Source organism: Bradyrhizobium sp. 142 (assembly GCF_023074015.1).
Taxonomy (GTDB): domain Bacteria; phylum Pseudomonadota; class Alphaproteobacteria; order Rhizobiales; family Xanthobacteraceae; genus Bradyrhizobium.
Genome location: NZ_JADPKQ010000493.1, coordinates 37,658 through 58,440, shown reverse-complemented (window position 1 = coordinate 58,440; position 20,783 = coordinate 37,658). Strand labels below are relative to the sequence as shown.

The window sequence follows — 20,783 nt, the reverse complement described above, 5'->3', positions numbered from 1 at the left end:
GCCTGGGGGCGATGCCATCTGCGGCAGCACCATATGCGCCGGCGCCAGGCGGCCCGGCTCGCCCGTCGTCGCAGGACCGCCCTCGCAGGCGATTCGAACTGGCACAAAGCCTGGAACGCCTGCTGCCGTTGTGAACTTGTGTCGCCATACCGTGAGTAGCCCACGGACAACGCCATTGCGCCGAGCAACCTCGGAAATATTGGCCCCTTCCTCGAAGCTCTCCGCTACGATCCGTGCCTTCTCTTCCGCCGTCCACCGCCGCCGGCGCCGCTCCCCGGTGATCAACTCGATACGACGATACGAACCGCCTTCCTGCCTGGCATCAAGCATGGCATCTGCCATCGATTCACTCCCAACGATCAGCTCATGCCAGGCTGTATCGCAGACCAAGCTCACGACCGCGAGGTGGGGGCCTCGTGCCGGTTACACTCTTTGCGGCATGACGGCCGGATCAGCCTTCTGCTTCTTGCGGGCGACTAATCTTCATGCAGCCGGCTGCACAAGCTTCATCTTCGTCTGACAAAACTTTCAGCGACACTGGACCTTGAAGTCGCCACAACTAGACGATGAAATGCCCTGGGAGGAACGTTCCGCAAATGTGGACACATTCCGATGTTGCCAGTTCTGGTCTTATCTTCGATCTTCGTGGCAGGCTTTTGTTGCGGCTATGGCGTGAGGGCTTGGCGCTCCCACAAGCGATCGGTGAAATACCGCCTCTACGCGCCCTATAACCCGGCTTCAGCTGGACAGAGTCAGACGCAGCGCCCATCGTGATGATGGTTGGACGAGTCGCCGAATTATGGTCGAGGTGGGTGGTCTCAGCAGAAGTAACCATGCGCGGTTAGGTTAAGTCGAGACTTGCCTTGTGGATTTTGGAGTAGCGGCCTAGACGGGATCACCTATTGCACCGGTGTTTGCCCCGAATTGCGTGGGCGGAGAAGCGCGGATGGCGCATTTAGTTGTGATGCTTGGCGTAACGGTTGGCCTGGTCGCTCTTGTGCAGGTACGGGCGTCGTCTTGCGGCTCTCTCTGGTCCTTGGATCGCAAGGAGAATTGTCGCAATGATTGATCAGAACAACAATGCGCCTCGCAGGTATTTCGTCGACGGAGCTGGGCGCCGCGTCTTGATTGGTCTCTCGTTGGAGGAGACGGCCGAGTTCGAGAGGCTGGAGGAGTGGGCCGCTTCTGGATCAGGCGGCTTGCGAACTCACCAGGGCGGGGAGCCTGCCAAAATGAAGAAGTCGCGATGGCTCGAGCTCTATGCCAAACATAGCGAGGCATGGAAGGTCTGGATGGCGCAAAGCCGCGCGGAGCAGGTCGTCGATTTAAGCTTTGTTAACTATAGTTGACCGAAGCTAGCGGCTTCATTCGAATGGGGATGGCCCAAATGTTTCAGCTATTCCTGAGGGCGCGTGCATACAACCTGCTGAACCTTCGGCGGGACGAGGAGCGCTTCAAGGCGCGGTCCGCCGAGCGCGACGCCGAGACTGACCGCACTCGCATCGGCTCGGTGATGGCGGCGATCGATGCCGCCCTAAAGGAAGCCGAAAGGGAGCAGGCGGGACTGACCCGGCGTGTTGACGACGCTTTGGCGCGTGCTTCCGTGACATTCGGCAACGGCACAGACGAATATCTGGAGCGGGAGCCGCTTGATAACTACCACCAGGATTTGTTTGCCGCCGACATCTCCAACGGCCAGCGCCGGCTCAAGGAACTGGCAAGCACAATCGCGCATCTTAAATTCGTCAAAACAGCGATGCTGACCCGTTTCCCCGATTCCAATCCGCCCCTACTCAACAGCTAACCGTAGGCACGAGCCGCCGCCGTTCGACGCCTTCTCTCACGCCAATTGCCGGTAGCGGCCCTCCCCGCCGAATGCGGCTGCTGAGCAGGCTGTGGCAAGCGATGACATCAGTGGTCGAGACTAGTCGTTGTTGCCGGTGCCCGTCCCCGGTGCGCCGATCGGGTTGCCGTTCGGAGCGTGGCCGGCCCCTGCATTGCGCCGGGCCTGCGCCTGCGCGGGCGTCTCTGTTGTCATCCCGGTGGTTTGCCCGGGCCGAGCATTCGGGGACCGCTGAGCATTCGGGGACTGTTGCGTGCCGGTTCCTGCCTGGGACGATGCTGTGCCCATCGTTCCGGTCAGTTGATCGGCTACCCCGGTGCCCGGGGTCGACATCTGCGAATTGCCGCCGGCGGTAGAGGTGCCTGTGTTTCCGCCGGTATTGGACGATGTCCCTGTTCCCGCCGAACTTGATGCGCTTCCCGTCCCCGACCCAGCGCTGGCGCCCCCTCCGCCCTGCGCTATCGCAGCGGTCGGAGCGGATATAACGGCGGCTGCCAGCAACAATGCGAGCTTGCGTGATGTCATCATTACGTCCTCCAGGCTTACCCCCAAGACCAATCAGCCCTATTAATCCGCCTGCAGCAGGAGCCGTTCCTCGGGCGGCAAGATTTGCGGTCAGGTCGAGAGGCGGGCGCCAAGCAACAAATCAGACCAGGCAATCGACGAGCCGCGCCGCTTTCGCCTTTGGACTGTGGAAGCTTTTTGATATGGTTCTGCGGGTGAGTGCGGAAATGGATTGGGGAACGGGCCAAGTGTCAGTCAGAAACATGCGAAAGACGATCGGGTTTGCCGTTGTCCTGGCGTTGGCCGTGCCCGCGACGGCTTCGGCCATAACGGCAGATGTGGCCCGCACATGTGACGCGGCAGTTGCGAAGGCATTTCCGCCGAAACAGATTGGCAATCCCGCCGCTGGTAGCACCAAGGGATCTGCCAAGGAACGGCGCGATTATTTCAACAAATGCGTTGCGAACAACGGCAAGGTCGACGATCCGCCAGCGGATACGCCGAAGGACAGCAAGGCCAGCAAATAGCTACCTTCGCGGCGGGCAGGGCGAGTAAAATGCGCCGTTCGCCGCATTGATGCGCTCGACGCATTGGCTGGGATCGGTCACGGCGCCCGCCACGGTGAAGTCGTAACCCATGCCTTTGACGACCACTACGTAACGGCCGGGCGACAGCGCGAAGCCATCGGTTTCGGGCTGCAGCAACAACATCCTGGGTTGATCCTCCACCGGGCCCACCTTGTAGGGGAAGGACATGCTGCGGACGACCCAGGAGTCGCCAGCGCTCACCACGGCGGCTTTGCCGGTGGCGTCGACGCCCATCGCCCGGGAGACCTTCGCTACCACCCGAACCTCGGTCCCGCTGGTCTCGAGGGCGCCGTCGGGCCTGAAAACAATGAACTTCACGTCCCCGCTGCTGACCGTGGTTGCGCTGGGCGTGCTGATGGCGGCCGAAATGGCAACGCGACGATCGGGGATTTTCCCCGGGATCGCCTTTAGCTCCTGCAGTTGGCCGTCACTTAAGGCGTAGACGCCAAACGTTATCGGCAGAGGCATCGACGGTTGCGCCGGTTGAGGCGGTGCTTCTTTTTGTGCTTCCGCGAGCCGTTCAGTGGTCCCGTGCTCGGGTGGGGCTCGAGTGGGAGCGGGCTGAGGTTGCGCAACGGTCGGTGCGCGCGGCGATAATCCGGCAATCTGCGTCTTGAGCCGCGGCCAACAGGCGATGACCACGCCAACAATCGCAACAAGCAAGAGGATCGCGGCCAGCCGAACCATGGAGCTGAAGGTGCCGGCTCTCTTGGGACGAACTGACGGCCGTGGCGGCGCGCGACGGCGGGGTGTCTCTCCTTCGGTTTCCGATAGGGGAAGTTGTGTCATTACGGGAGGAGGTCGGGGAGCCGCGGCCGGCGTGACATCCGGCGTAGCGGGAGCGGCATTGCGCTGCAAGGACCGTTCGACCTCTCCGATCGCCTGTTCCAGCACCTGCAAAATTTGGTGCGACTCTCGCGCGTCTTCATGCGTGAACTGTTCCACGAGCTTGATGCGCGCCAGCTCATAGACCATCTCTCGCATCTGCTTGGGGTCGCCAGAGACGACGCGGACTCGCTCCGACAGCACGCGGACGAACTCGGCCTTTATTGCCTGCGTCTTTGAGGTCGTATTCGCACTGTCACCGGCGTCAGTCATTAAGGCTGATCAAGTACCCCGAAATGGGCCGTTTCGCTAGGGAGTTTGCCGGCAAAGCGCGCACCGCAACGGACATCTGCCGGTAGTTATCTCTGCCAAGGCGCTTGCTTTTGCGCCAAAACCTGTGTGACATTCCGGCAAACTTCTCCTTCCGGTGTGTGACCATGCGCGGCTTCTTAACGGCTCTTACGCTTTCGACTTTCCTGGTACAGCCTGTCTTCGCGCAAGGTGTGAAGGAGCCGGCCAATGTAACCAGCACTAGCATCCTGACGACGCCCACAAAGAAGACGCAGACGACCCAGGCGGCCTCGCGGCCCACCGCCGTCCGGAACCTTACCGGCAGCCTGCCTGCAGGAAAGACGGCCCAAGGGGTCTGGAGAGATGGCAAGCTGATTGCCGTGCCTCGGTGAGGTCCCAAGCAACCGTGAAGGAACGGTGATCGCCTCCCTGACGTTCTCGCTCGGGAGATATCTCATGAAACGATTAGTCTTGATCGCTGCTGCGCTTCTTGTGCCCTCCAGCATCTGGGCCCCAAGCACCGGGGCCCAGGGCGTCTATGATCCGTCGACCCCCAATCGGAACGTAATCATCGTCAATCCATCGCAGCCCTCGCCAAGCACGGCGACGCCGAATATTCCGAGCCAGATTCAGCCACCTGTGGTCAGCGGAGGGCGCGCGCGCCCCTATTACGGAAACAGAACGCGGGGTAGTGGATCGAGCAGGCGATAGTCGTACCCGTCCAAAACCAGGTCTGTTGCCGGTTGACGGTTGGAACGCGTGGCTGCCCTACGGCAGAGCGACTATTGTGCGCTAGGCGTCATCCCCCGCCGGACGGAAAGTTGCTGGACTTGAGAGCCATTCCGCTGACGCGGAAGCGAACATTTCCCGCCAAGTACAAATAGTCCGAGGTCGTACTGCTGACGGTCCGCACCTCGACATAGGTCAGCATGATCGAACCGACGCTAGGGGTCACCTGGGTAATGTCGACGAACCGGGCCCCCGGGGAACAGCTTTTGGTCGAGGCCATAGAAGATCTTTTCACGCTCTGACCACAGGACGAAGTGACCGCCGGCCTTCTGATCAACGGCTTCGTATTGCGTATGGATGACTTGCGGATATTCGATCTGGCCTGCCGTTGCGGAATGAGTCCCAAACCAGATCACCAGAGCCAGGAAAGCAACGTTGCGGACCACGGGCTAAAATCCTCGCGAGCTAAAGCGCGAAGCCTGCCTTCGATTTGGCTTTCTTGCAATCGGCCAAGGTATAGATTGAGGAGGAAGAGATAAGGGACTTCCCGCTAGCCAGTGGTCATCCTTATGTCTCGTGTTGGAGCTATCGCTTGTGCGACCCTTTCGACATCACCACTCGCTAGCTTACGCACGGCGGTTTGCGGCGCTGTCTCAAGCGGTCATCATTGCTGGTGAACTGGCCCTTGGTCTGGCCTGTTCGCCTCCATGTCTTGCTCAAACCGAGCCAGAGCACTCGCTTAACGATTACCTTCCACCAAGCGAGCCCGAACTGACGCGTGAGGAATGGCGGCAGCGGATCGAAGATGCAAGGCGACGGGGCAAGGAGGTCGCGCGCGAGCGGCGCGAACACCCCGAACTCTACGTGCCGGTCCCGGAAGATCCAGAGATCGTCGCAACCGAGCGGGTGCTCAACGACGAAAGCTTGCAGCGAGGCGACATCATCTCGACCAAGAAGGGGATGTTCATCTACCAAGGGCGATCGGATCAACCGCGTCGCGAGCAGGACTTTGTGCCGATCGCCCCGAAAGCGGCGCGTTGAAAGTTCACGGCAAGCCAGGCAGCAGGGCTAAATCGCCCGAACGTCAGTACCGCCGCAAAATCTGGTTGAACTTGGGATCGGTCCCCTGGCTGGCCTCCAGAAGCAGCGACTTGCCTTGCGGCGTCGCCTGCACGTAGGCCGCGATCAGAAGCTGCTCGTAACGAGCGCGGTTGGCAAGCGCCGAGCGAATGTCCGATTGCGCCAGCAGCTTGATCTCTTCGTCGGCTGCCGCCGCGCTCGAGGTCACAGTCTGGATCCGCGCGAAGGCAACGGCGATCGGCACGGCGCCGGTCAGGTAAGACATTTTCACCGCAGGCGTCACCGGCTCGCCCGCCTGCGCCTTCAGCGTGCCGAGCGTGAGCCATAGCGCCGGCCGGATCGGCGATACTTTCAGGGCCGCAACCACGGCATCTTGGGCCGCCTTGTTCTCGGTAGCCCTGCTGTTCGCATCGGCTGCGGGATGGTGAAGAAAGTCCGCGGCTTTCGCGGCCGCGTAGTTCGCAAGCAAGTCGCCATCGAATGAAAACGGCGCCAGAACGCCCGATGAGGCTACATTGACCTTCTCGGGCGGAAACTCGCCCAAGAACAAATCGCTCGCCCGAAAGTTCGATCGCGTGAGATCGCCATAAAGTCCCAATCCGGCATAAAGCAGCAATATCACTGCGATGCAGGCGCCAACGATGCGAAGCAAGATCATGCGGCTCATAATGAATTAGAGAGGCTCGTGAGGCGGAGCGCGGGAGTTGGCCAGCAACTCTGCAAAAGCCCTAAAGTGCGAGCAGACTATCGCCCTGGATCGTGAGCAAGGTCAAGTTGCCGGTCGCATAAGCGCCGGTGTCGATATTGATCCGGTTTGGGCGGATATCGGGAGCGCTGACCGGGGTATGGCCGTGGACGACATATTTGCCGAAGCGTCTGTCGGACTCGAGGAATTCCTCGCGGATCCAGAGCAGATCCTCGTCCTTTTGACGTTCGAGGGCTACCCCGGGCTTGACGCCGGCGTGAACAAAAAAGAAGTCGCCACACGCGAAGGACGAGCGGAGCTGCTGAAGAAAGGAAAGATGCTCCGGCGGAAGCGCGCGCCTCAAGCCCTCGATCAGCTCAATCTGCTCCTCCGGCGTCGGATTCATCGTCGGGTTAATGCCGTAGGAGACAAGGGTCAGCAGGCCTCCGTAGTGGCGCCATTCCTGCAACCGTGCCGGATCCTTGAGGACCTCGAGCAGGAAGACCTCGTGGTTGCCCTTGAGACAGACCGTCTCATGCGATTTCGAGCGCTCGATCAGGATATCAAGCACGGCGCGTGAGTCCGGGCCCCGGTCAACATAGTCGCCAAGAAAGACCTGGATGGCTCGCTTCGGAGCAGAGCGAGCAAGGTCGGCGTCGATGACGGTTAAGAGCGACTGAAGCAAGTCGGCCCGTCCATGCACATCGCCGATGGCATAGATCCTCACGCCGTCGGGGAGCCGAGGCTTAACGTTCTTACGAAAGCGCTTGGAAAGGCCCATCAGCTGGTCGAATCACATCTGGCGTCATGAATGGACGTCATGGTCGCTCATAGCAGAACAAGTTACGTACCGGTATTCTTAATTCTTTCTGACGGAGTCGCGGCCGTTTTGATTAAAGGGTTGCTCGCTCTTTGAGCCGGATTTCAAGACGTCTCGCGTAGTGTTTCCCCAACAAGAATGGGGAGCGCGACATGCGCAAATTTGTAAAGTTTCTGGCGATTGCTGCCGCTCTATTTGCTGGGGCGGCTCAGCACAAGGTCGAGGCCGCTTTTGTTGGTGCGCCGTTGGCATTGCGCGGCGCGATCCAGTACATCAAGTTCGACCAGCCGACCTTGGCGCCGATGGCATTCACGATTTTTTGCCTGAAGTACGAGGGCGAGTGTAAGCCGCGACCGCAGCAAATCGTGTTCAGGGGCGGTCGTCTGAAGCTCACGGCCGAGCGCATGGCCCAGCTTCAGGAGGTCAATCAGCGGGTCAACAGTGCGATCCGATCCGAGGCCAATTTGGAAGGGCTGCGCGGGGAGAAGTGGCTGCTGCACCCGACCAGCGGCGACTGCAACGACTACGCCGTGACCAAACGTCACGATCTGATCGCCAAGGGTTTTCCGGCACGATCGGTGTTGCTCAGTGAGGTCGTGACGACCTGGGGTGAGCATCACCTCGTGGTGGTGGTGCGCACGTCCTCCGGCGATCTCGTGCTGGACAATCTCACCGGGCATATCCTGCCCTGGTCGAAGAAGTCCTATCGCTGGGTCCGCATCCAGATGCCCAAGAATCCGAACTACTGGGCCTCACTTGGCGGCGATCGCAACGCCTAACGGATGCATCACCGCTGGCAAATTCCGGCCAGCCATCATCCGCGGTGGTCTCACCGTGCCAGCTCCGCAGGATTCCGTGGCAGGCCCGTCTCTCGAAGTCTTCCGATCCGACAGGATCGGTGCGCTCGCTCCGCTCAACGGCGTCCGCGCGCTTTTTCCTCGTTACCTTTTTCTCGCCCCTTTCCGTTCGCGACTGCGGCCGCCTGCACCTCGGCAAGGTTCTCGATATCCTCCAGCCGTGAATGTTTCCACCGTGACCACAGACGGCAGGAATCTCATTCACGAATTCCTGGCCGAATGGCCGGTCGTAGGATGATCTGTGCGCGGCAATGACCTTCAACAGACCAGGGAACAAATACATCCAAAGATTGTTAAAGTTATTGTTTGATCGGTTCGCATTCAGCTGGTGAGCCGTACTTTGAGAGGTGTTTTGTGAATTCCCCCTCCGCACCAACGGGGAGCACAAGATGCGCAAGGCTGCGAGATTCTTGGCGAGCGTCTCGATCGTATCGAGTTGGGTTCCACACCACGCGGAAGCGGACTTGATAACCTCTCCAATGGAGCTGCGCGGCGCAATTCAATACATCAAGTTCGATGCGACGACCCTGCCGCCGATGGCGTTCACGATGTTCTGCCTCAGATACGAGAATGAGTGCAGGCCTCACCGGAGGGTGTTCAGAGGCGGCCGGCTCAGGCTGACGCCTCAGCGCTGGACCGAGCTCAACCAAGTCAACCGTCAGGTGAATCTTGCGATCCGACCGGAACCCAATCTGGAGGGCTTGACAGGCGAGAAGTGGCTTCTGCATCCCGCCAGCGGCGACTGCAACGACTACGCCGTAACAAAACGCCACGATCTGATCGCGAAGGGCTTTCCGGCGCGCTCGGTGCTGCTCAGCGAGGTCGTGGTGCCTTCGGGTGAGCACCATCTCGTCGTCGTGGTGCGCACCTTCTCCGGCGATCTCGTGTTGGACAATCTCACCCGTCACATCCTGCCCTGGTCGAAGAAGCCCTATCGCTGGGTCCGCATCCAGATGCCCAACAATCCGAACTACTGGGCATCACTGGGCGGCGAGCACGACGCCTGGTAACCCGCGCTTCATCGTGAGGACTGGCTGACGCTCTGCGACAGCCCCAGTCCCACGATCACCGCAAGGCAAAGGATTGCTGCCGGGTGCAGCAGTCCCGGACCGGCGAAGCTCTGAACAAGCACGAAGACAACGCAGGCCGCCGCCGCCGCAGGGAAGAACGAGTCGCGGCCGCGCTGCAAAGCGCCGAAGAACAAGCGTCCCAGAGCCATCATGCCCGCCAGCAGCGCGGCAGAAAGACCGATCCATCCCAAATCCGCGAAGATGGCAAAAGCCGTTGAGGGCGCCATCAAAGCCGCGCCGGAATCGCTTTGATAGATCCTGGCCACGGCCGAAAAGGTCCCTGCGCCCGCACCGAACCATCGTGTGTCGGCCAACATGCGTTCAAGCGCGGCTCTGGTTTCGGCCTCCACATCGGGGACAAGCCGCAAAAGAATCGGCCCGGCATTCTTTTCGAAGAGGAAGCTCAGGACGATAACCGTTCCGATCAGCGCGGCTAGCGACAGCGCGCCGGCCGCCAACGGCGACAGATCGAGCCGGCGAATGACGAGGATCAGCAGAATTAGCACGAAGCCGAAGGCTACGGCGATCGCGCTGTTCGTGCCGGACAAGCCAAAGATCGCAACCGCGCTAGCCAGAGCGCCTACAAGGCCGCAAAGGCCGATGGCGACCGACCGAACGACCGAGTGACGCGTTTCGGCCCGCTCGGCGGCCAGCTGCATGACAGCTAAATTCAGCATGACCCCGAGGCCGGCAAAGCTTGTCGCCAGGTCGGCGGGCGCGGCAGCCATAAGTCCCGGCGAGAGCCAATGCAGATCCAAGGCCAGGGCGCCGACCGTTGCTATGCCGCTCAGGACAAAAAGAACCAATTCGGCGCGGCCGCGCTCGCGGACCACCACGATGGTAACGCCGAGAAGAGCGAGAGCGGCAAGCGCCAAGAACAGCGCATTCAACGTCAAGCCGAGGTCGGCCGTGATTGGCCCAAAGGCCAGCCCGCCCAAGGCATCGTGTACACTCGCCCAGATCGGATGGGCCGAGTTCAGCCAGAGCGGCGCGAGCTGGGCGGCGATACAAAGAGGAATGGCGATCAGAACCCAGCGGCTCCAAGCGGTGGCACGCAGATGGTGCTCGTAATCGGCCTTTCGTGCGCTGAAGGCGGCGGCCAATAGGCTTAAGGCCGCAGCCATCATCCCGAGCTGTGCGCCGAATTTGGCGCCGGCAATTTCGAGAGCGGATGCAGAAACGAAGGAAACGATGAGAGCAAAATAAGCGAAGGACAAACGGGCGCCTGATAAGGAATCCTGAACCGGTCAGGTCACCATACTAGCCGTCGATCGGTTTTCAAACAGAGGTCTGGGCGTAGCGCGGGGAAGCGCTTCCTGCATGCACAACAAGTGGAGCCCGTTCGACGGTTCGCCGGGAAGGTCTTCGAGCACCGTTGAAGTGTGATCAGCGGGCCGTTTTGAGTGGCCGAGCAAACACCCGGGCGGCACGAGAGCCGGCAAGGGCAAAGCGCGCCGCCGAACCGAAGAGATAACCGGCCTGGAGAGCAACGGCCGCGAGCACCAGGTTCTTCAGGCCTTCAAGGAAGCTGACATCGGCCATCCATCCAACCGGGATGGCGGCGAGCACCATGACAAAGGTTAGCGGCAGGAGCACGAAGACGCGAAAGCGTTGGCCCAGCACCGCACCTCCAAGAAAACTCAAAATCAAAAGCTCGGTCATCCGAAACACTCCGTGCTCCGGACCTTAGGTTCCGCCCCCTGAAAAGACCCTTAAGTCGTATGGCTAAATTTTGTCTATTGGCCGCAATTTGCCAGTAACGAGCTATAAGCCTCGCGGAGCCCGTTCAACGCCACCACGCCTTTGATTTCGCTGTCGCTTTCCTTGATCACCACGGAGAGCGAGCGCGTCGTCTGCCACTTGCCGGCGGCAAAGGCGAAGACCTCGTCAGGCAAAAGGACGGCGGCACCCGCTGCGGCCATGCTGGCCTCGAACGTCAGGGTACCCCCGCCATGGGAGGAGATCGTCACTCGCGGACGGCTCCGTGGCGGGAAGGGGCGGATGAGCGCAACCAAAACGTCGGTCTTGCCCTTGGGAGCGCAGCGGACGATCAGGCCGGCGAAATCCGGGTCGGATTGCATCGTCTCGGCGGTCTTGGTGATGGCGGCGAAGCTCTCGCCCTCCTTGGGGCCCTGGGTTCGGCTGAACTTCCAAATAGAGGAGGAGGCTGCGATCTCAACGAAGGGACGCCCCAGGCGCGGGGTTTCGTATCCCGGTCCGGCGACCAACCAACCTGTCAGAGCAAGGGAAAGAAGCGACAAGAGCAACGCCGGAACTCCTCATGAGACAGGCGGAGCATTAGCAGAGCCACGCGGGGGAGAACGCCTCGCCCATCGGTTGAGCGTTTGCCCGCCGATCGGGCACAAGAATTACAACAAACAGTCACAAAGGGTTAGCGGGGGTTCCGAAGTAGTGGCGCGGGCGCAACACCGGCGGACTCATTGCGCCGTTAACCACCGGTTTCGGCGTGGAACCCTTGTCGAGCCACCCGCTAGACCGTACGAGTTTGAGGTAATTCGGGACGATCGGGGGCCATTCATGCATTCCTTTGCCAAGACTTATGTATTCAAGCCGGCTTTTCTGGCCGTCGCGTTGGCGCTGGGGGCTTGCTCGACCAATCCCGGCTCCGGCCCGTTAACGGATGACGTCAACAACCACATTCAGACCGCAAGCGCGCCGGCCTACGAGCTCGTGCCGATCAATCCGGCGACGGTCAACATTCTACACACCCATGAACCGAAGGGTCTCGCGGGGGCGTTCACGGACAAACGGCCGCCGGCCAGCATCGTGTTCGGGATCGGCGACGTCGTCAGCGTGACCATCTTCGAAGCTGCCGCGGGTGGTCTGTTCATCCCGGCCGAAGCCGGCGTCCGTCCGGGCAACTTCGTGACGATCCCGGACCAGTCCGTGGACAATGACGGCTTCATCACCGTGCCGTATGCCGGTCAGGTCAAGGCGGCAGGCCTGACCGCGCTGCAAATCCAGCGCTCGATCATCGAGAAGATTGGCAACCGTGCCATCGAGCCGCAGGCAGTTGTTGCGATGGCCTCGCAGCGGACGCAGCTGATCAGCGTGCTCGGTGAGGTCAATACGCCGGCGCGCTATCCGGCGAGCGCAGCGGGTGCGAAGGATAAGGTGCTCGACGCGATCACCCGCGCCGGCGGCATCAAGGGTCAAGGCTTTGAGACCTGGGTCATGCTGGAGCGTGCCGGTCGGCGGGCAACCGTGCCGTTCGAGAATCTGGTCATGAGCCCGGAGAACAACATCTATGTTCGTCCGGACGACAGCATCTACGTCTACCGCGAGCAGCAGAAGTTCCTGGCATTCGGTGCCAGCGGCCAGAGCGGCGAGTTCAACTTCGATGCCTGGCGCATCAACCTTGGCGAAGCGGTCGGCAAGGCGGGTGGCCTTCTGGACGGTCAGGCGGATCCGGCATCGGTGTATCTGTATCGCCGCGAGCCGCGTGAGGTCGCAGCCCAGCTTGGCATCGACGTCAGCAAGTACACAACCGAGACGATCCCGGTCATCTTCAACGTGAACTTCCGCGATCCGGGTGGCTTCTTCCTCGCCACCAAGGTCATGATGAAGAACCAGGACATCATCTACGTCTCGAACTCGCGCAACGTCGAGGTCACGAAGTTCCTGACCTTCCTCCGGGTGATCATGGCGACCGGCAGCGACGCGGTGAACCTGTCGAACGACGCGCTGATCTTCCGCAACAACATCAAGTTGGCGCCGTAAGGCCGGAGCCAACCTGATCCACGAAAACGATGGCACCGGGCTTTGTCCCGGTGCCATTTTCGTTTAGCAATCACGGCTGTTCGAGTTTGGATCAAGGCACCACGGAGCAAGGCTCACCGGTGATCGGTCACCCCGCAGGGTCGCAAGGGCTTCATGCGCTTTGGACGGCAAGCATTCTGGTGTTTTCTGGCTCTGGTCGTTGCAGGGCCTGCTTTGCTCGGCAAGGCTGCCGGCGAGGCTCGGCAACTCGGCGTTCGCCATCGGATCGACGTGGTGGTCTCAGCTGAGCCCGATGCACCAATTTTTCGGCACCTGCGCGGGGCGAAGGGCGAGCTCTTCTTCACCGTCCGCCTGTCGGCGAACGCGAAGGAGAGCCGGTTCTTCGGAATGCTGCACCCCTCGTTCTCGGACATTGTCGTTCCCGACGGCGCGGCCAAACCTCTCGTCCGGCAGAGCAAGCTATGGGAGGAAGAGGTCTGCCATCAGCGTCGCGGGCTTCCGAAAGTGACGGTGACCCAGCTCGCGGGACATTTTGGCGAAGGGGAGGGGCGGATTGAGTTCTCCGGCATCAACCGCCACATCGGCCTTCTGGTCCCGCCGGATGAATTAACCCCTGGAATAAAACTCGATTCGGAGAGTGATGATCTTGGGCTATTCTACGGCTTCCGGGCGCAGACCCGGGTCAGCCGCCTCAACGTGGACCTGAAGATCTATCCGATCGATTGCTTCCTCTAGAGCGAGAGCCAAGGCCGGCTAACCGACGATGCGCCTTCTGCTTCCCCATATGAGTTGGTCTTGGAGCTGGCCCGCGACCTTCATCCTGTTCTTCGTCGTGGCCAGTGCGCCGTTTCCATTCGGCTCGACCAACGACCTCTCGATCGCGTTCTGGTGCCTGTGCCTGGGGCTCGCCTTGATGGTGGCGCCCACGCGCGACTTGCGCCGGCCCCATCTCTGGATGATCGCGGGCATCGGGGTGATCGTCGCGAGCTACGCCTTCGTGCTGCATGAGCAGCTTTCCGATCATCCCTGGATCGCGCCGTTCAATCCGATCTGGAAGCAGGCGTCGGATCTGTTGGGCGTGCCGATTGCGCCGTCGGCGTCCATCGTCAAGAACGAGGCGTTCTTCGCCTTGGGCGCGCCGCTTGCGAACATTCTGGCGCTCCTGCTCGGAATCACCGTCGGCGCGAACCGCGAGCGCGCCCGGCAAATGCTCTGGGTTATCGCCGTTTCCGGCAGCCTCTACGCGCTCTACGGCGTGCTGTCGTTCCTGATCGAGCCGACCATGATCCTGTGGCGGGACAAGACCGCCTATCTCGGCAGCGTCACCGGCACCTTCATCAACCGCAACACGGCGGCGGCCTATTTCGGCTCCTGCGCGGTGATCTGGATGCTGCTGATCCTCGAGGACGTCCGCCGCCGTCTTCCCGAGCGGCACCTGATCTGGAAGCGCGTTTCGCACGATGTCGCCGAGATCCCGCCGCGCCAGATCCTGCCGCACCTGGCCGCGCTGCTGATCTGCCTGATGGCGATGTTCATGACCGGCTCGCGCGCCGGCGTCAGCCTGTCGCTGCTCGCGATGATCGTCGCCTTCACCATATTCCTGCGCAAGGACCTGCCGCCGCGGACCGGAATCTGGATCTCGCTCGGCTCCGGCGTGGTGGTGGCGCTTGGCCTGATGCAGCTGCTCGGCGGCCGCGTCTCCAGCCGGTTCGACAGCCAGGGCCTGGTCGACGAGGGCCGCATCGAGGCGTGGAAGTCCACGCTGCGAATCATCGCCGACAATCCCTGGTTCGGGACCGGCATGGGCACCTTCCAATGGGCCTTCCCGCCCTACCGCAGCCCCAACATTTCGATTCGCGGCATCTGGGATATTGCGCACTCGACCCCGCTGGAGCTCGCCTCCGACGTCGGCATCCCGATGGCGCTTTTGGTGGCGGCCGCATGGGCGGTCCTGTTCGTGATCCTGGGATGCGGCGTGTTCGCCCGGCGCCGCGATGCCATCATCCCGCTGGCGGCGGCGGCGACGGCGAGCCTGTCGCTGCTGCATTCGTGCCTGGATTTCACGCTGCAGATCCCCGGCTATTCCATTCCGTTCTTTGCGCTTTTCGGCGCCGGCCTGGCGCAATCGTTCCGCATCCGCAAGGCTCGCCCGGACGTTGTGCAAGGCGCTGTGGAAGGCGCTGTGGAAGGCGCTGTGAAAGGCCGGCAAGCCAGGCGGACCATTGCGGCCGAAAAAGCCGTCCCCACGCACGTCTGAGCTTCACAGAACTGTCTATTTTTGAAGCAGTTGCTGCCTTAACGAAGTTTTCAGTATGAGTGGACAGCCGGGGGTTGTTCCGCTAGTTTTGCGCTGCACGCATCACTTGCCCGAAGCTACGGGTAGCTGATTTCAGGAGGAATTTATGGGGTTTGTTAAGTTTACGCTTCGTCTGGCCGCGGCCGCGGCCCTCGCCGCGACCATTTCGAGCGCTGCCAGCGCAGCCGTTTATCCGCCGCAGCGCCAGCTGCCGCCGCAGGTCATTTCGGAGTTCAAGGCGACGCCGGGCACCCTGTTGCAGCAATTTCCGGCCGGTGCGCAGCTGATCTCGCGCGTGCGCGACCTCGGCGCGTCTGATCCCACCACGCTTCCGGCCCTGATCGCGCTCCTCAAGGACCCCGCGACGACCAAGGACCAGATCCGCGCGATTACGGCTGGCCTCGCTCAGGTTGCCCGCATGGCCGCGCAGACCGACCAGGCTTTCGCCAATGAGATCCAGACCGCGATCGCCGGCAGCGGCAACCCCGACGTGATCGCAGCTTACCAGGCCGCAACCGGCGACGTCGCGATCGCGGCGGCTGGCGGTGGCGCAGGCGGCGGCGGCTCCGGATCGGGCGGCCCGATCGGCAATCCCGGCAACACCGGGGGCAGCGCCAACGGCGCGCCGACCTTCGGCGGCCTGCACTACGCGACGGAGCACAGCTCCAACGCCTCGGCCGGCGTGACCGGCACCACCAACGCCGCCAACCGCATCAGCACGCGCTGACCGTAATTGCCCGGAGGCCATGAGCCTCCTGGCTGCCTCATTCGCGATCCAGTCAAAGCGGCGCGCGTCATCGCGCCGTTTTGCATTTCGGCCGTTAAGCTTCATGTGAATTGGCAGGGGCTCGGCGCATTGCGCTGCATCAATTCAGTTCTGGTTGCAATAAGGCCGTGCTATTCTGGCGTGCGGCCTCATTCTTGTGCGAGCGCTTCGCGAACGCTGAGCCTGCGTTGCCGGACTTTCAATCCTTCAGTGTTTAACGGATTGCTTTTGGGAATTGCCCGATGCTGCAAGTGAATAAGCCGACCTCGGAGATCAACCGCGGCTATGCCGAGGCCGAAAGCTCGCCGACCCAGACGCTCAGCTCCTACATCGAGACCGTCCGCCGGCAGTTTCCCACAATACTAACCATTGTGTCGGCTTGCTTGATCCTGGCGGTGCTCTATCTCTTCACCGCGGCGCCTCTGTTCACCTCCACCGCCTCCATGGTGATCGACACCCGCAAAGTGCAGCTCTTCCAGCAGCAATCGGTGCTCGGCGATGTCGCAGTCGACTCCGCGACAGTGGAGACTCAGGTCGAGATCCTGAAATCCGAGAACATCAGCCTCGCCGTGATCCGTGATCTGCATCTGGTCGACGATCCCGAATTCACCGGCGGGGGTGGTGGCCTGCTTGGTACGGTCATCGGTTCGATTACCGGCATGTTTTCCAGCGGCGATGCGCCTTCGGAATTCGAACTGACGCGGAAGGCGCTGGAGCGCTTCGAGAAGAACCGCACGATCAAGCGAGTTGGCCTTACCTACGTCATGGAGATAGGCTTCACCTCGCGCGATCCCCAAAAGGCCGCGAAAATTGCCAATGCGATCGCTGACGCCTATATTGTCGATCAGCTCGAGGCGAAATACCAGGCCACCCGTCGCGCCAGCGTCTGGCTGCAGGACCGCATCAGGGAGCTGCGCACCCAGGCCTCCGCCGCGCAGAAGGCGGTGGTCGATTTCAAGCAGGCCAACAACATCGTTGATGCTGGCGGGCGCCTAATGAACGAGCAGCAGCTCGCCGAAGTCAACAGCCAGCTCATCATGGCGCATGCGGCCACCGCCGAGGCCAGGGCTCGGCTCGACCGCATGAACGATATGCTCAAGCAGGAGATACCGGACGCCAACGTCACCGACGCGCTGAAGAACGACACCATCGTCAAGCTGCGTGGGCAATATGTCGACATGGCTTCGAAGGAATCGATCTGGTCGATGAAGTACGGCTCGGATCACCTCGCGGCGGTCAACCTGCGTAGGCAGATGGCGGAGATCAAGAAGAACATCCAGGATGAGCTCAAGCGCATCCAGGAATCCTACAAGAGCGACTACGACATCGCAGTGACCCGCGAAGAAAGCATCAAGGGAAGCCTTGCCAATGTCGTCTCGGAATCGCAGCTCACCAACCAGGCGCAGATTCAGCTGCGCGAGCTCGAGAGCAGCGCGCAGTCCTACCAGGCGATGTACGATAATTTCCTCCAGCGCTACATGGAAAGCGTGCAGCAGCAATCGTTCCCGATCACCGAGGCGCGGGTGATCAGCGCGGCGACGACGCCGCTCGTGAAGAGCGCTCCCAAGTCGCTGATCATTCTTGCGGCCGCACTCTTTGGTGGCTTATTCCTTAGTTTTGGCGCCGCGATGGCGCGCGAATTTACCGATAAGGTGTTCAGGACCACTGGACAGGTGGAGGAGATGCTGGGCACGAACTGTATTGCTATCCTACCATCGTTGGGTGGGGCCGGCGCGCCTCCGGCCATCGGCCAGAGGCTCGCTAGGAAAAAAGACAGTCCGCAGCCGGATCTCCTGCGCTACGTGATTGACAACCCGCTATCTCGCTTTGCAGAGGCTGTCCGCTCGCTGAAGGTGGCGGTCGATCTCAATTCGATCGTTCGCGAGAATCGCGTCCTAGCCGTGACCTCGACTCTTCCGAACGAAGGCAAGAGCACCCTGTCGACTAATCTCGCCCAATTGATCGCGCACAGCGGCGCGAGGGTAATTCTGGTCGATAGCGATCTGCGCAACCCCTCACTGTCGCGCGCGCTGGTACCGAACGCCAAGGTCGGCTTGGTCGACGTCGTCGCGCAGAAGGCCCAGCTCGAGGATGCGCTGATCATCGATCCCGAGACCAAGCTCTCGATCCTTCCGACCGGCACCACCTCGAAGCTGCTGCATACGAATGAAATCCTCGCCTCGAAGGCGATGCACGCGCTGATCACGCAGCTTCGGTCGAAATTCGACTACGTGGTACTCGACATGCCTCCCATGGCGCCCGTCGTTGACGTGCGCGTCACCTCCACCTTCGTCGATTCCTATGTGTTCGTCGTCGAATGGGGCAAGACCAAGATGGACGTGGTCAAACACAATCTGCGCGGCTCGCCTGAGATCCAGGACAAGCTGCTCGGCGTGGTTTTGAACAAGGCCGACACCAAGATGTTGGCGCGGTATGAGTCCTATCACGGCCGGTATTACTATCAGAAGTATTACGCCCGTTACGGGTATGTGGAATAGCTCTCCGTCAATGTGGCGCACGTTGCCTCGCGGGCTGCTGCTGCTGTGGGGCCTCCTTGGGGTCTTCTGGTCATCATTCGCGCTACCTTCATTCTCGCTGACGGCACCGGCTCGCGAGGTGGCGACACGCATCATTGCGGATGAGCGTTTCAAACGTAGTGCTCTGAGCGAGATGCTGGCCCGCATGAAAATCGCTCCGCGGCCGTGCGTCGTCCAGCCAGAGTTTTCGCGAGCCGATGCCCTAATCACTCTGCGCACAGCCGAAGAGGTCCTGCAGCGGAAGAGCTCGGAGGAAGCGGATCGTGAAGTCGAAAGTGCAGAGAACAAGATCAGGATCGGGCTTGCCATGACCCCAAGCGATTCCTTTCTCTGGCTAATGCTGTATTCGGTGCAGACAGTCCGCAAAGGCTTCGATCTCCCGAACATAGCTAATCTCGATCAGTCCTACTACGAGGGCCCCAATGAGGGCTGGATCTCGCTTCGCCGGAACCGGCTCGCATTAGCTGTTTTCCCATTGCTGAGCGAAAACACACAAGAGTCCGTAATTGCAGAATTTGCGAAGATGGTGGATTCAGGCTTCATCGACGACGCAGCTATGAACTTGGCTGGCGTAGGATGGCCTTATCGTGACCGATTGCTGAGTAGTCTGCAGCAAGTGGATATCACGGATCGTCTGAGCTTAGCTCGGCAGTTGTCGCGGGATAGCGTCAAGGTTGTCGTGCCTGGAACTGAAACGGAGGAGAGGCCTTGGCGATGAGCCTGTCAGTTCTCCGAGATTGGCACGTCGTGAGCGGTCTAGTCGCTCTTGCCGTTTTGGGCGCCGCCGAGACTCCCGCCCACTCGCAAACGGCGGTAGGTGCAAATGCGGCCAGACTCACGATGCAGGGGCCCGCCGAATCCGGCGGCTCAAATATCATTCGAGATGCATTGAACCGCCCATGTTTAGATGTCGAGGCAGCGGCAAGACCGCACGCGACTAATCGCGACGTCGTTGACCATGTTGTGAGTGTCAAGAACAATTGTCCTCGATTGATAAAGATGAAAGTTTGCTATTTCAATTCAGACAACTGCAATTCCTTCGATCTAACTGGCTATAAGCGTATCGACACCGTGCTTGGAACGATGACCGGGATAAAGATGTTCAAATACACGATTTTCCAGCGCTAACAGAGGGATTTGCGCTTGTACTCACCCGCAATCACCGATGAGCAATCCCAATCCATTCAAGATCCGAAACTTGGGTTGGTTCAAGGCGGAGTCACAGCCGTTATCCCAACTCACAACTCTCAAGCTACAATCGCAAGAGCTCTAAGGTCCGTCTTTAGTCAAGAGTATAGCAAATTATCCAGCGTCCTTGTGATTGATGACGCATCCACCGACAAAACCGTTGAGCTAGTCCAGCAGCTTGCTTGTGAAGCGCCTCCACATATCGAACTGAAATTGATCGGAAATCGAGATAACTCAGGAGGAGGATTCTGCCGGAATCGAGGAATTGATGCATCGAAAACAGAATTCGTAGCCCTATTGGACGCAGACGACGAGTGGACGCCAAATCACCTTTCCACTTCGATATCTACTCTTTCCGAACGTCGGCTGGATCTGGTGTTTGCATCGCCAGAGCACTTCTCAAACGGTCCCAAGTACAAGTCCGGCTCATCGCCCCTAGAGTTCATTTTTGTGCATGGCGGGATCGCACAAACTAGCAGCTTTGTTTTCCGGAATTGGTCCTGCCTTCGCTTTGATGAAACACTACTCAAGCATCAAGATTTTGATTTCATCATGAGCGCATTCAGACGAGGACTCGCGATTGATCAACTCAGCCAGTTCACGACCAAGTATCACGATGTTAGAGGAATTCGTTCTCGCGTAAGCAAGCAACGGCGCCCAAAGAGTTCGAGGCGCTTTCTGTTGAAGTGGCGCAGGCAAATGTCAGCCGACGCGCGCCTGTGCTTCTTGGTGCGATTCCATTTCTACAATCGAGGCAGCATCGATTTTGGTATGGCGGCATGGGCGCTGACCCGTGTTGCTCGTTCAAACATAGCAACTTCTGTCAAATTGCGTCTTGTTCGCAGTATTCTCAAAGGGTTGCTTCCGCGGTAATGCTGGTCTGGTTGGAAGGGCGCGGCTCCCGTCTGAGCCTCGTCCGTGAGGACAGCCATCTAAAAACCGATAGCGCAACAGTAGTTTATCA

At 60.4% G+C, this 20,783-nt stretch carries 22 protein-coding genes; 14 read left to right on the top strand and 8 right to left on the bottom strand.

All coding sequences use genetic code 11. From position 1 onward, the window contains the following. The coding region (locus IVA82_RS44615; protein WP_247380247.1) for a transposase at nucleotides 1–330 on the bottom strand (330 nt) is incomplete at its 3' end. 731 nt (nucleotides 331–1,061) lie between these two features. Between IVA82_RS44615 and IVA82_RS44610 the strand changes: the two genes are divergently transcribed. The 3 genes from IVA82_RS44610 (at nucleotide 1,062) to IVA82_RS44600 (ending at nucleotide 2,874) form a co-directional block, all read left to right on the top strand. Next, nucleotides 1,062–1,349 (top strand): hypothetical protein, encoded by a 288-nt coding sequence (locus tag IVA82_RS44610; RefSeq protein WP_247380223.1) that lies wholly within the window; start codon nucleotides 1,062–1,064, stop codon nucleotides 1,347–1,349. A gap of 38 nt (nucleotides 1,350–1,387) precedes the next feature. After that, nucleotides 1,388–1,804 carry a hypothetical protein gene (locus IVA82_RS44605; protein ID WP_247380220.1) on the top strand — a complete coding sequence of 139 codons (417 nt, stop codon included), beginning with the start codon at nucleotides 1,388–1,390 and terminating at the stop codon, nucleotides 1,802–1,804. Between the two features lie 746 nt (nucleotides 1,805–2,550). Beyond that, entirely contained in the window at nucleotides 2,551–2,874 is a 324-nt protein-coding gene (locus tag IVA82_RS44600; protein ID WP_247493930.1) for a hypothetical protein, read from the top strand. Here IVA82_RS44600 and IVA82_RS44595 read toward each other — a convergent pair whose 3' ends face one another. Together IVA82_RS44595 and IVA82_RS44590 are read right to left on the bottom strand one after the other, a co-directional pair. After that, complete coding sequence (locus IVA82_RS44595) at nucleotides 2,875–4,032, bottom strand: hypothetical protein (protein WP_247380214.1); 1,158 nt, start codon at nucleotides 4,030–4,032, stop codon at nucleotides 2,875–2,877. A gap of 962 nt (nucleotides 4,033–4,994) precedes the next feature. Then, entirely contained in the window at nucleotides 4,995–5,225 is a 231-nt protein-coding gene (locus IVA82_RS44590) for a hypothetical protein (RefSeq protein WP_247380211.1), read from the bottom strand. 148 nt (nucleotides 5,226–5,373) lie between these two features. Here IVA82_RS44590 and IVA82_RS44585 point away from each other — a divergent pair, with 148 nt between their 5' ends. Further along, nucleotides 5,374–5,820 (top strand): hypothetical protein, encoded by a 447-nt coding sequence (locus IVA82_RS44585; protein ID WP_247380208.1) that lies wholly within the window; start codon nucleotides 5,374–5,376, stop codon nucleotides 5,818–5,820. Between the two features lie 43 nt (nucleotides 5,821–5,863). Here IVA82_RS44585 and IVA82_RS44580 read toward each other — a convergent pair whose 3' ends face one another. Beyond that, entirely contained in the window at nucleotides 5,864–6,517 is a 654-nt protein-coding gene (locus IVA82_RS44580; protein WP_247380205.1) for a hypothetical protein, read from the bottom strand. A gap of 70 nt (nucleotides 6,518–6,587) precedes the next feature. Further along, the gene (locus tag IVA82_RS44575) at nucleotides 6,588–7,325 is read right to left on the bottom strand and encodes a metallophosphoesterase family protein (protein ID WP_247380202.1); all 738 of its coding nucleotides are present in this window, start codon (nucleotides 7,323–7,325) and stop codon (nucleotides 6,588–6,590) included. 191 nt (nucleotides 7,326–7,516) lie between these two features. On the opposite strand from IVA82_RS44575, the gene IVA82_RS44570 reads away from it, so the two are divergent. Both IVA82_RS44570 and IVA82_RS44565 read left to right on the top strand, forming a co-directional pair. Beyond that, a complete protein-coding gene (locus IVA82_RS44570) occupies nucleotides 7,517–8,143 on the top strand; it encodes a transglutaminase-like cysteine peptidase (protein ID WP_247380199.1) in 627 nt (208 codons plus the stop codon). Between the two features lie 542 nt (nucleotides 8,144–8,685). Then, complete coding sequence (locus IVA82_RS44565; RefSeq protein WP_247380196.1) at nucleotides 8,686–9,231, top strand: transglutaminase-like cysteine peptidase; 546 nt, start codon at nucleotides 8,686–8,688, stop codon at nucleotides 9,229–9,231. A gap of 8 nt (nucleotides 9,232–9,239) precedes the next feature. On the opposite strand, the gene IVA82_RS44560 is transcribed toward IVA82_RS44565, so the two are convergent. The 3 genes from IVA82_RS44560 to IVA82_RS44550 form a co-directional block, all read right to left on the bottom strand. Next, nucleotides 9,240–10,508 (bottom strand): hypothetical protein, encoded by a 1,269-nt coding sequence (locus IVA82_RS44560; RefSeq protein WP_247380177.1) that lies wholly within the window; start codon nucleotides 10,506–10,508, stop codon nucleotides 9,240–9,242. A 169-nt stretch (nucleotides 10,509–10,677) separates the two neighbouring features. Continuing rightward, complete coding sequence (locus IVA82_RS44555; RefSeq protein WP_247380173.1) at nucleotides 10,678–10,953, bottom strand: hypothetical protein; 276 nt, start codon at nucleotides 10,951–10,953, stop codon at nucleotides 10,678–10,680. 74 nt (nucleotides 10,954–11,027) lie between these two features. Continuing rightward, entirely contained in the window at nucleotides 11,028–11,552 is a 525-nt protein-coding gene (locus IVA82_RS44550; protein WP_247380170.1) for a hypothetical protein, read from the bottom strand. Nucleotides 11,553–11,829: 277 nt separating this feature from the next. On the opposite strand from IVA82_RS44550, the gene IVA82_RS44545 reads away from it, so the two are divergent. The 8 genes from IVA82_RS44545 (at nucleotide 11,830) to IVA82_RS44510 (ending at nucleotide 20,692) form a co-directional block, all read left to right on the top strand. After that, the gene (locus tag IVA82_RS44545) at nucleotides 11,830–13,032 is read left to right on the top strand and encodes a polysaccharide biosynthesis/export family protein (RefSeq protein ID WP_247380169.1); all 1,203 of its coding nucleotides are present in this window, start codon (nucleotides 11,830–11,832) and stop codon (nucleotides 13,030–13,032) included. A 153-nt stretch (nucleotides 13,033–13,185) separates the two neighbouring features. Then, nucleotides 13,186–13,767, top strand: coding sequence for a hypothetical protein (locus IVA82_RS44540; RefSeq protein ID WP_247380167.1), 582 nt, complete (start codon nucleotides 13,186–13,188; stop codon nucleotides 13,765–13,767). Nucleotides 13,768–13,795: 28 nt separating this feature from the next. Then, the gene (locus IVA82_RS44535; RefSeq protein ID WP_247380165.1) at nucleotides 13,796–15,289 is read left to right on the top strand and encodes an O-antigen ligase family protein; all 1,494 of its coding nucleotides are present in this window, start codon (nucleotides 13,796–13,798) and stop codon (nucleotides 15,287–15,289) included. Nucleotides 15,290–15,434: 145 nt separating this feature from the next. Then, nucleotides 15,435–16,055, top strand: coding sequence for a hypothetical protein (locus IVA82_RS44530; protein WP_247380163.1), 621 nt, complete (start codon nucleotides 15,435–15,437; stop codon nucleotides 16,053–16,055). 281 nt (nucleotides 16,056–16,336) lie between these two features. Next, nucleotides 16,337–18,592 (top strand): polysaccharide biosynthesis tyrosine autokinase, encoded by a 2,256-nt coding sequence (locus IVA82_RS44525; protein ID WP_247380161.1) that lies wholly within the window; start codon nucleotides 16,337–16,339, stop codon nucleotides 18,590–18,592. Between the two features lie 10 nt (nucleotides 18,593–18,602). Continuing rightward, nucleotides 18,603–19,349 carry a hypothetical protein gene (locus IVA82_RS44520; protein ID WP_247380159.1) on the top strand — a complete coding sequence of 249 codons (747 nt, stop codon included), beginning with the start codon at nucleotides 18,603–18,605 and terminating at the stop codon, nucleotides 19,347–19,349. Continuing rightward, on the top strand, nucleotides 19,340–19,759 hold the full coding sequence (locus IVA82_RS44515) for a hypothetical protein (RefSeq protein WP_247380157.1): 420 nt from the start codon (nucleotides 19,340–19,342) through the stop codon (nucleotides 19,757–19,759). The genes IVA82_RS44520 and IVA82_RS44515 overlap by 10 nt, the downstream gene beginning before the upstream one ends. Before the next feature lie 15 nt (nucleotides 19,760–19,774). Beyond that, nucleotides 19,775–20,692, top strand: coding sequence for a glycosyltransferase family 2 protein (locus IVA82_RS44510; RefSeq protein WP_247380155.1), 918 nt, complete (start codon nucleotides 19,775–19,777; stop codon nucleotides 20,690–20,692). Nucleotides 20,693–20,783 lie beyond the last annotated feature (91 nt).

Excerpts from the sequence above, each read along its gene's own strand:
- IVA82_RS44520 (WP_247380159.1), top strand. The coding sequence starts at position 18,603 with ATGTGGCGCACGTTGCCTCGCGGGCTGCTGCTGCTGTGGGGCCTCCTT.
- IVA82_RS44525 (WP_247380161.1), top strand. The coding sequence starts at position 16,337 with ATGCTGCAAGTGAATAAGCCGACCTCGGAGATCAACCGCGGCTATGCC.
- IVA82_RS44605 (WP_247380220.1), top strand. The coding sequence starts at position 1,388 with ATGTTTCAGCTATTCCTGAGGGCGCGTGCATACAACCTGCTGAACCTT.
- IVA82_RS44595 (WP_247380214.1), bottom strand. The coding sequence starts at position 4,032 with ATGACTGACGCCGGTGACAGTGCGAATACGACCTCAAAGACGCAGGCA.
- IVA82_RS44535 (WP_247380165.1), top strand. The coding sequence starts at position 13,796 with ATGCGCCTTCTGCTTCCCCATATGAGTTGGTCTTGGAGCTGGCCCGCG.
- IVA82_RS44580 (WP_247380205.1), bottom strand. The coding sequence starts at position 6,517 with ATGATCTTGCTTCGCATCGTTGGCGCCTGCATCGCAGTGATATTGCTG.
- IVA82_RS44600 (WP_247493930.1), top strand. The coding sequence starts at position 2,551 with ATGGTTCTGCGGGTGAGTGCGGAAATGGATTGGGGAACGGGCCAAGTG.
- IVA82_RS44610 (WP_247380223.1), top strand. The coding sequence starts at position 1,062 with ATGATTGATCAGAACAACAATGCGCCTCGCAGGTATTTCGTCGACGGA.
- IVA82_RS44530 (WP_247380163.1), top strand. The coding sequence starts at position 15,435 with ATGGGGTTTGTTAAGTTTACGCTTCGTCTGGCCGCGGCCGCGGCCCTC.
- IVA82_RS44545 (WP_247380169.1), top strand. The coding sequence starts at position 11,830 with ATGCATTCCTTTGCCAAGACTTATGTATTCAAGCCGGCTTTTCTGGCC.
- IVA82_RS44575 (WP_247380202.1), bottom strand. The coding sequence starts at position 7,325 with ATGGGCCTTTCCAAGCGCTTTCGTAAGAACGTTAAGCCTCGGCTCCCC.
- IVA82_RS44555 (WP_247380173.1), bottom strand. The coding sequence starts at position 10,953 with ATGACCGAGCTTTTGATTTTGAGTTTTCTTGGAGGTGCGGTGCTGGGC.
- IVA82_RS44570 (WP_247380199.1), top strand. The coding sequence starts at position 7,517 with ATGCGCAAATTTGTAAAGTTTCTGGCGATTGCTGCCGCTCTATTTGCT.
- IVA82_RS44540 (WP_247380167.1), top strand. The coding sequence starts at position 13,186 with ATGCGCTTTGGACGGCAAGCATTCTGGTGTTTTCTGGCTCTGGTCGTT.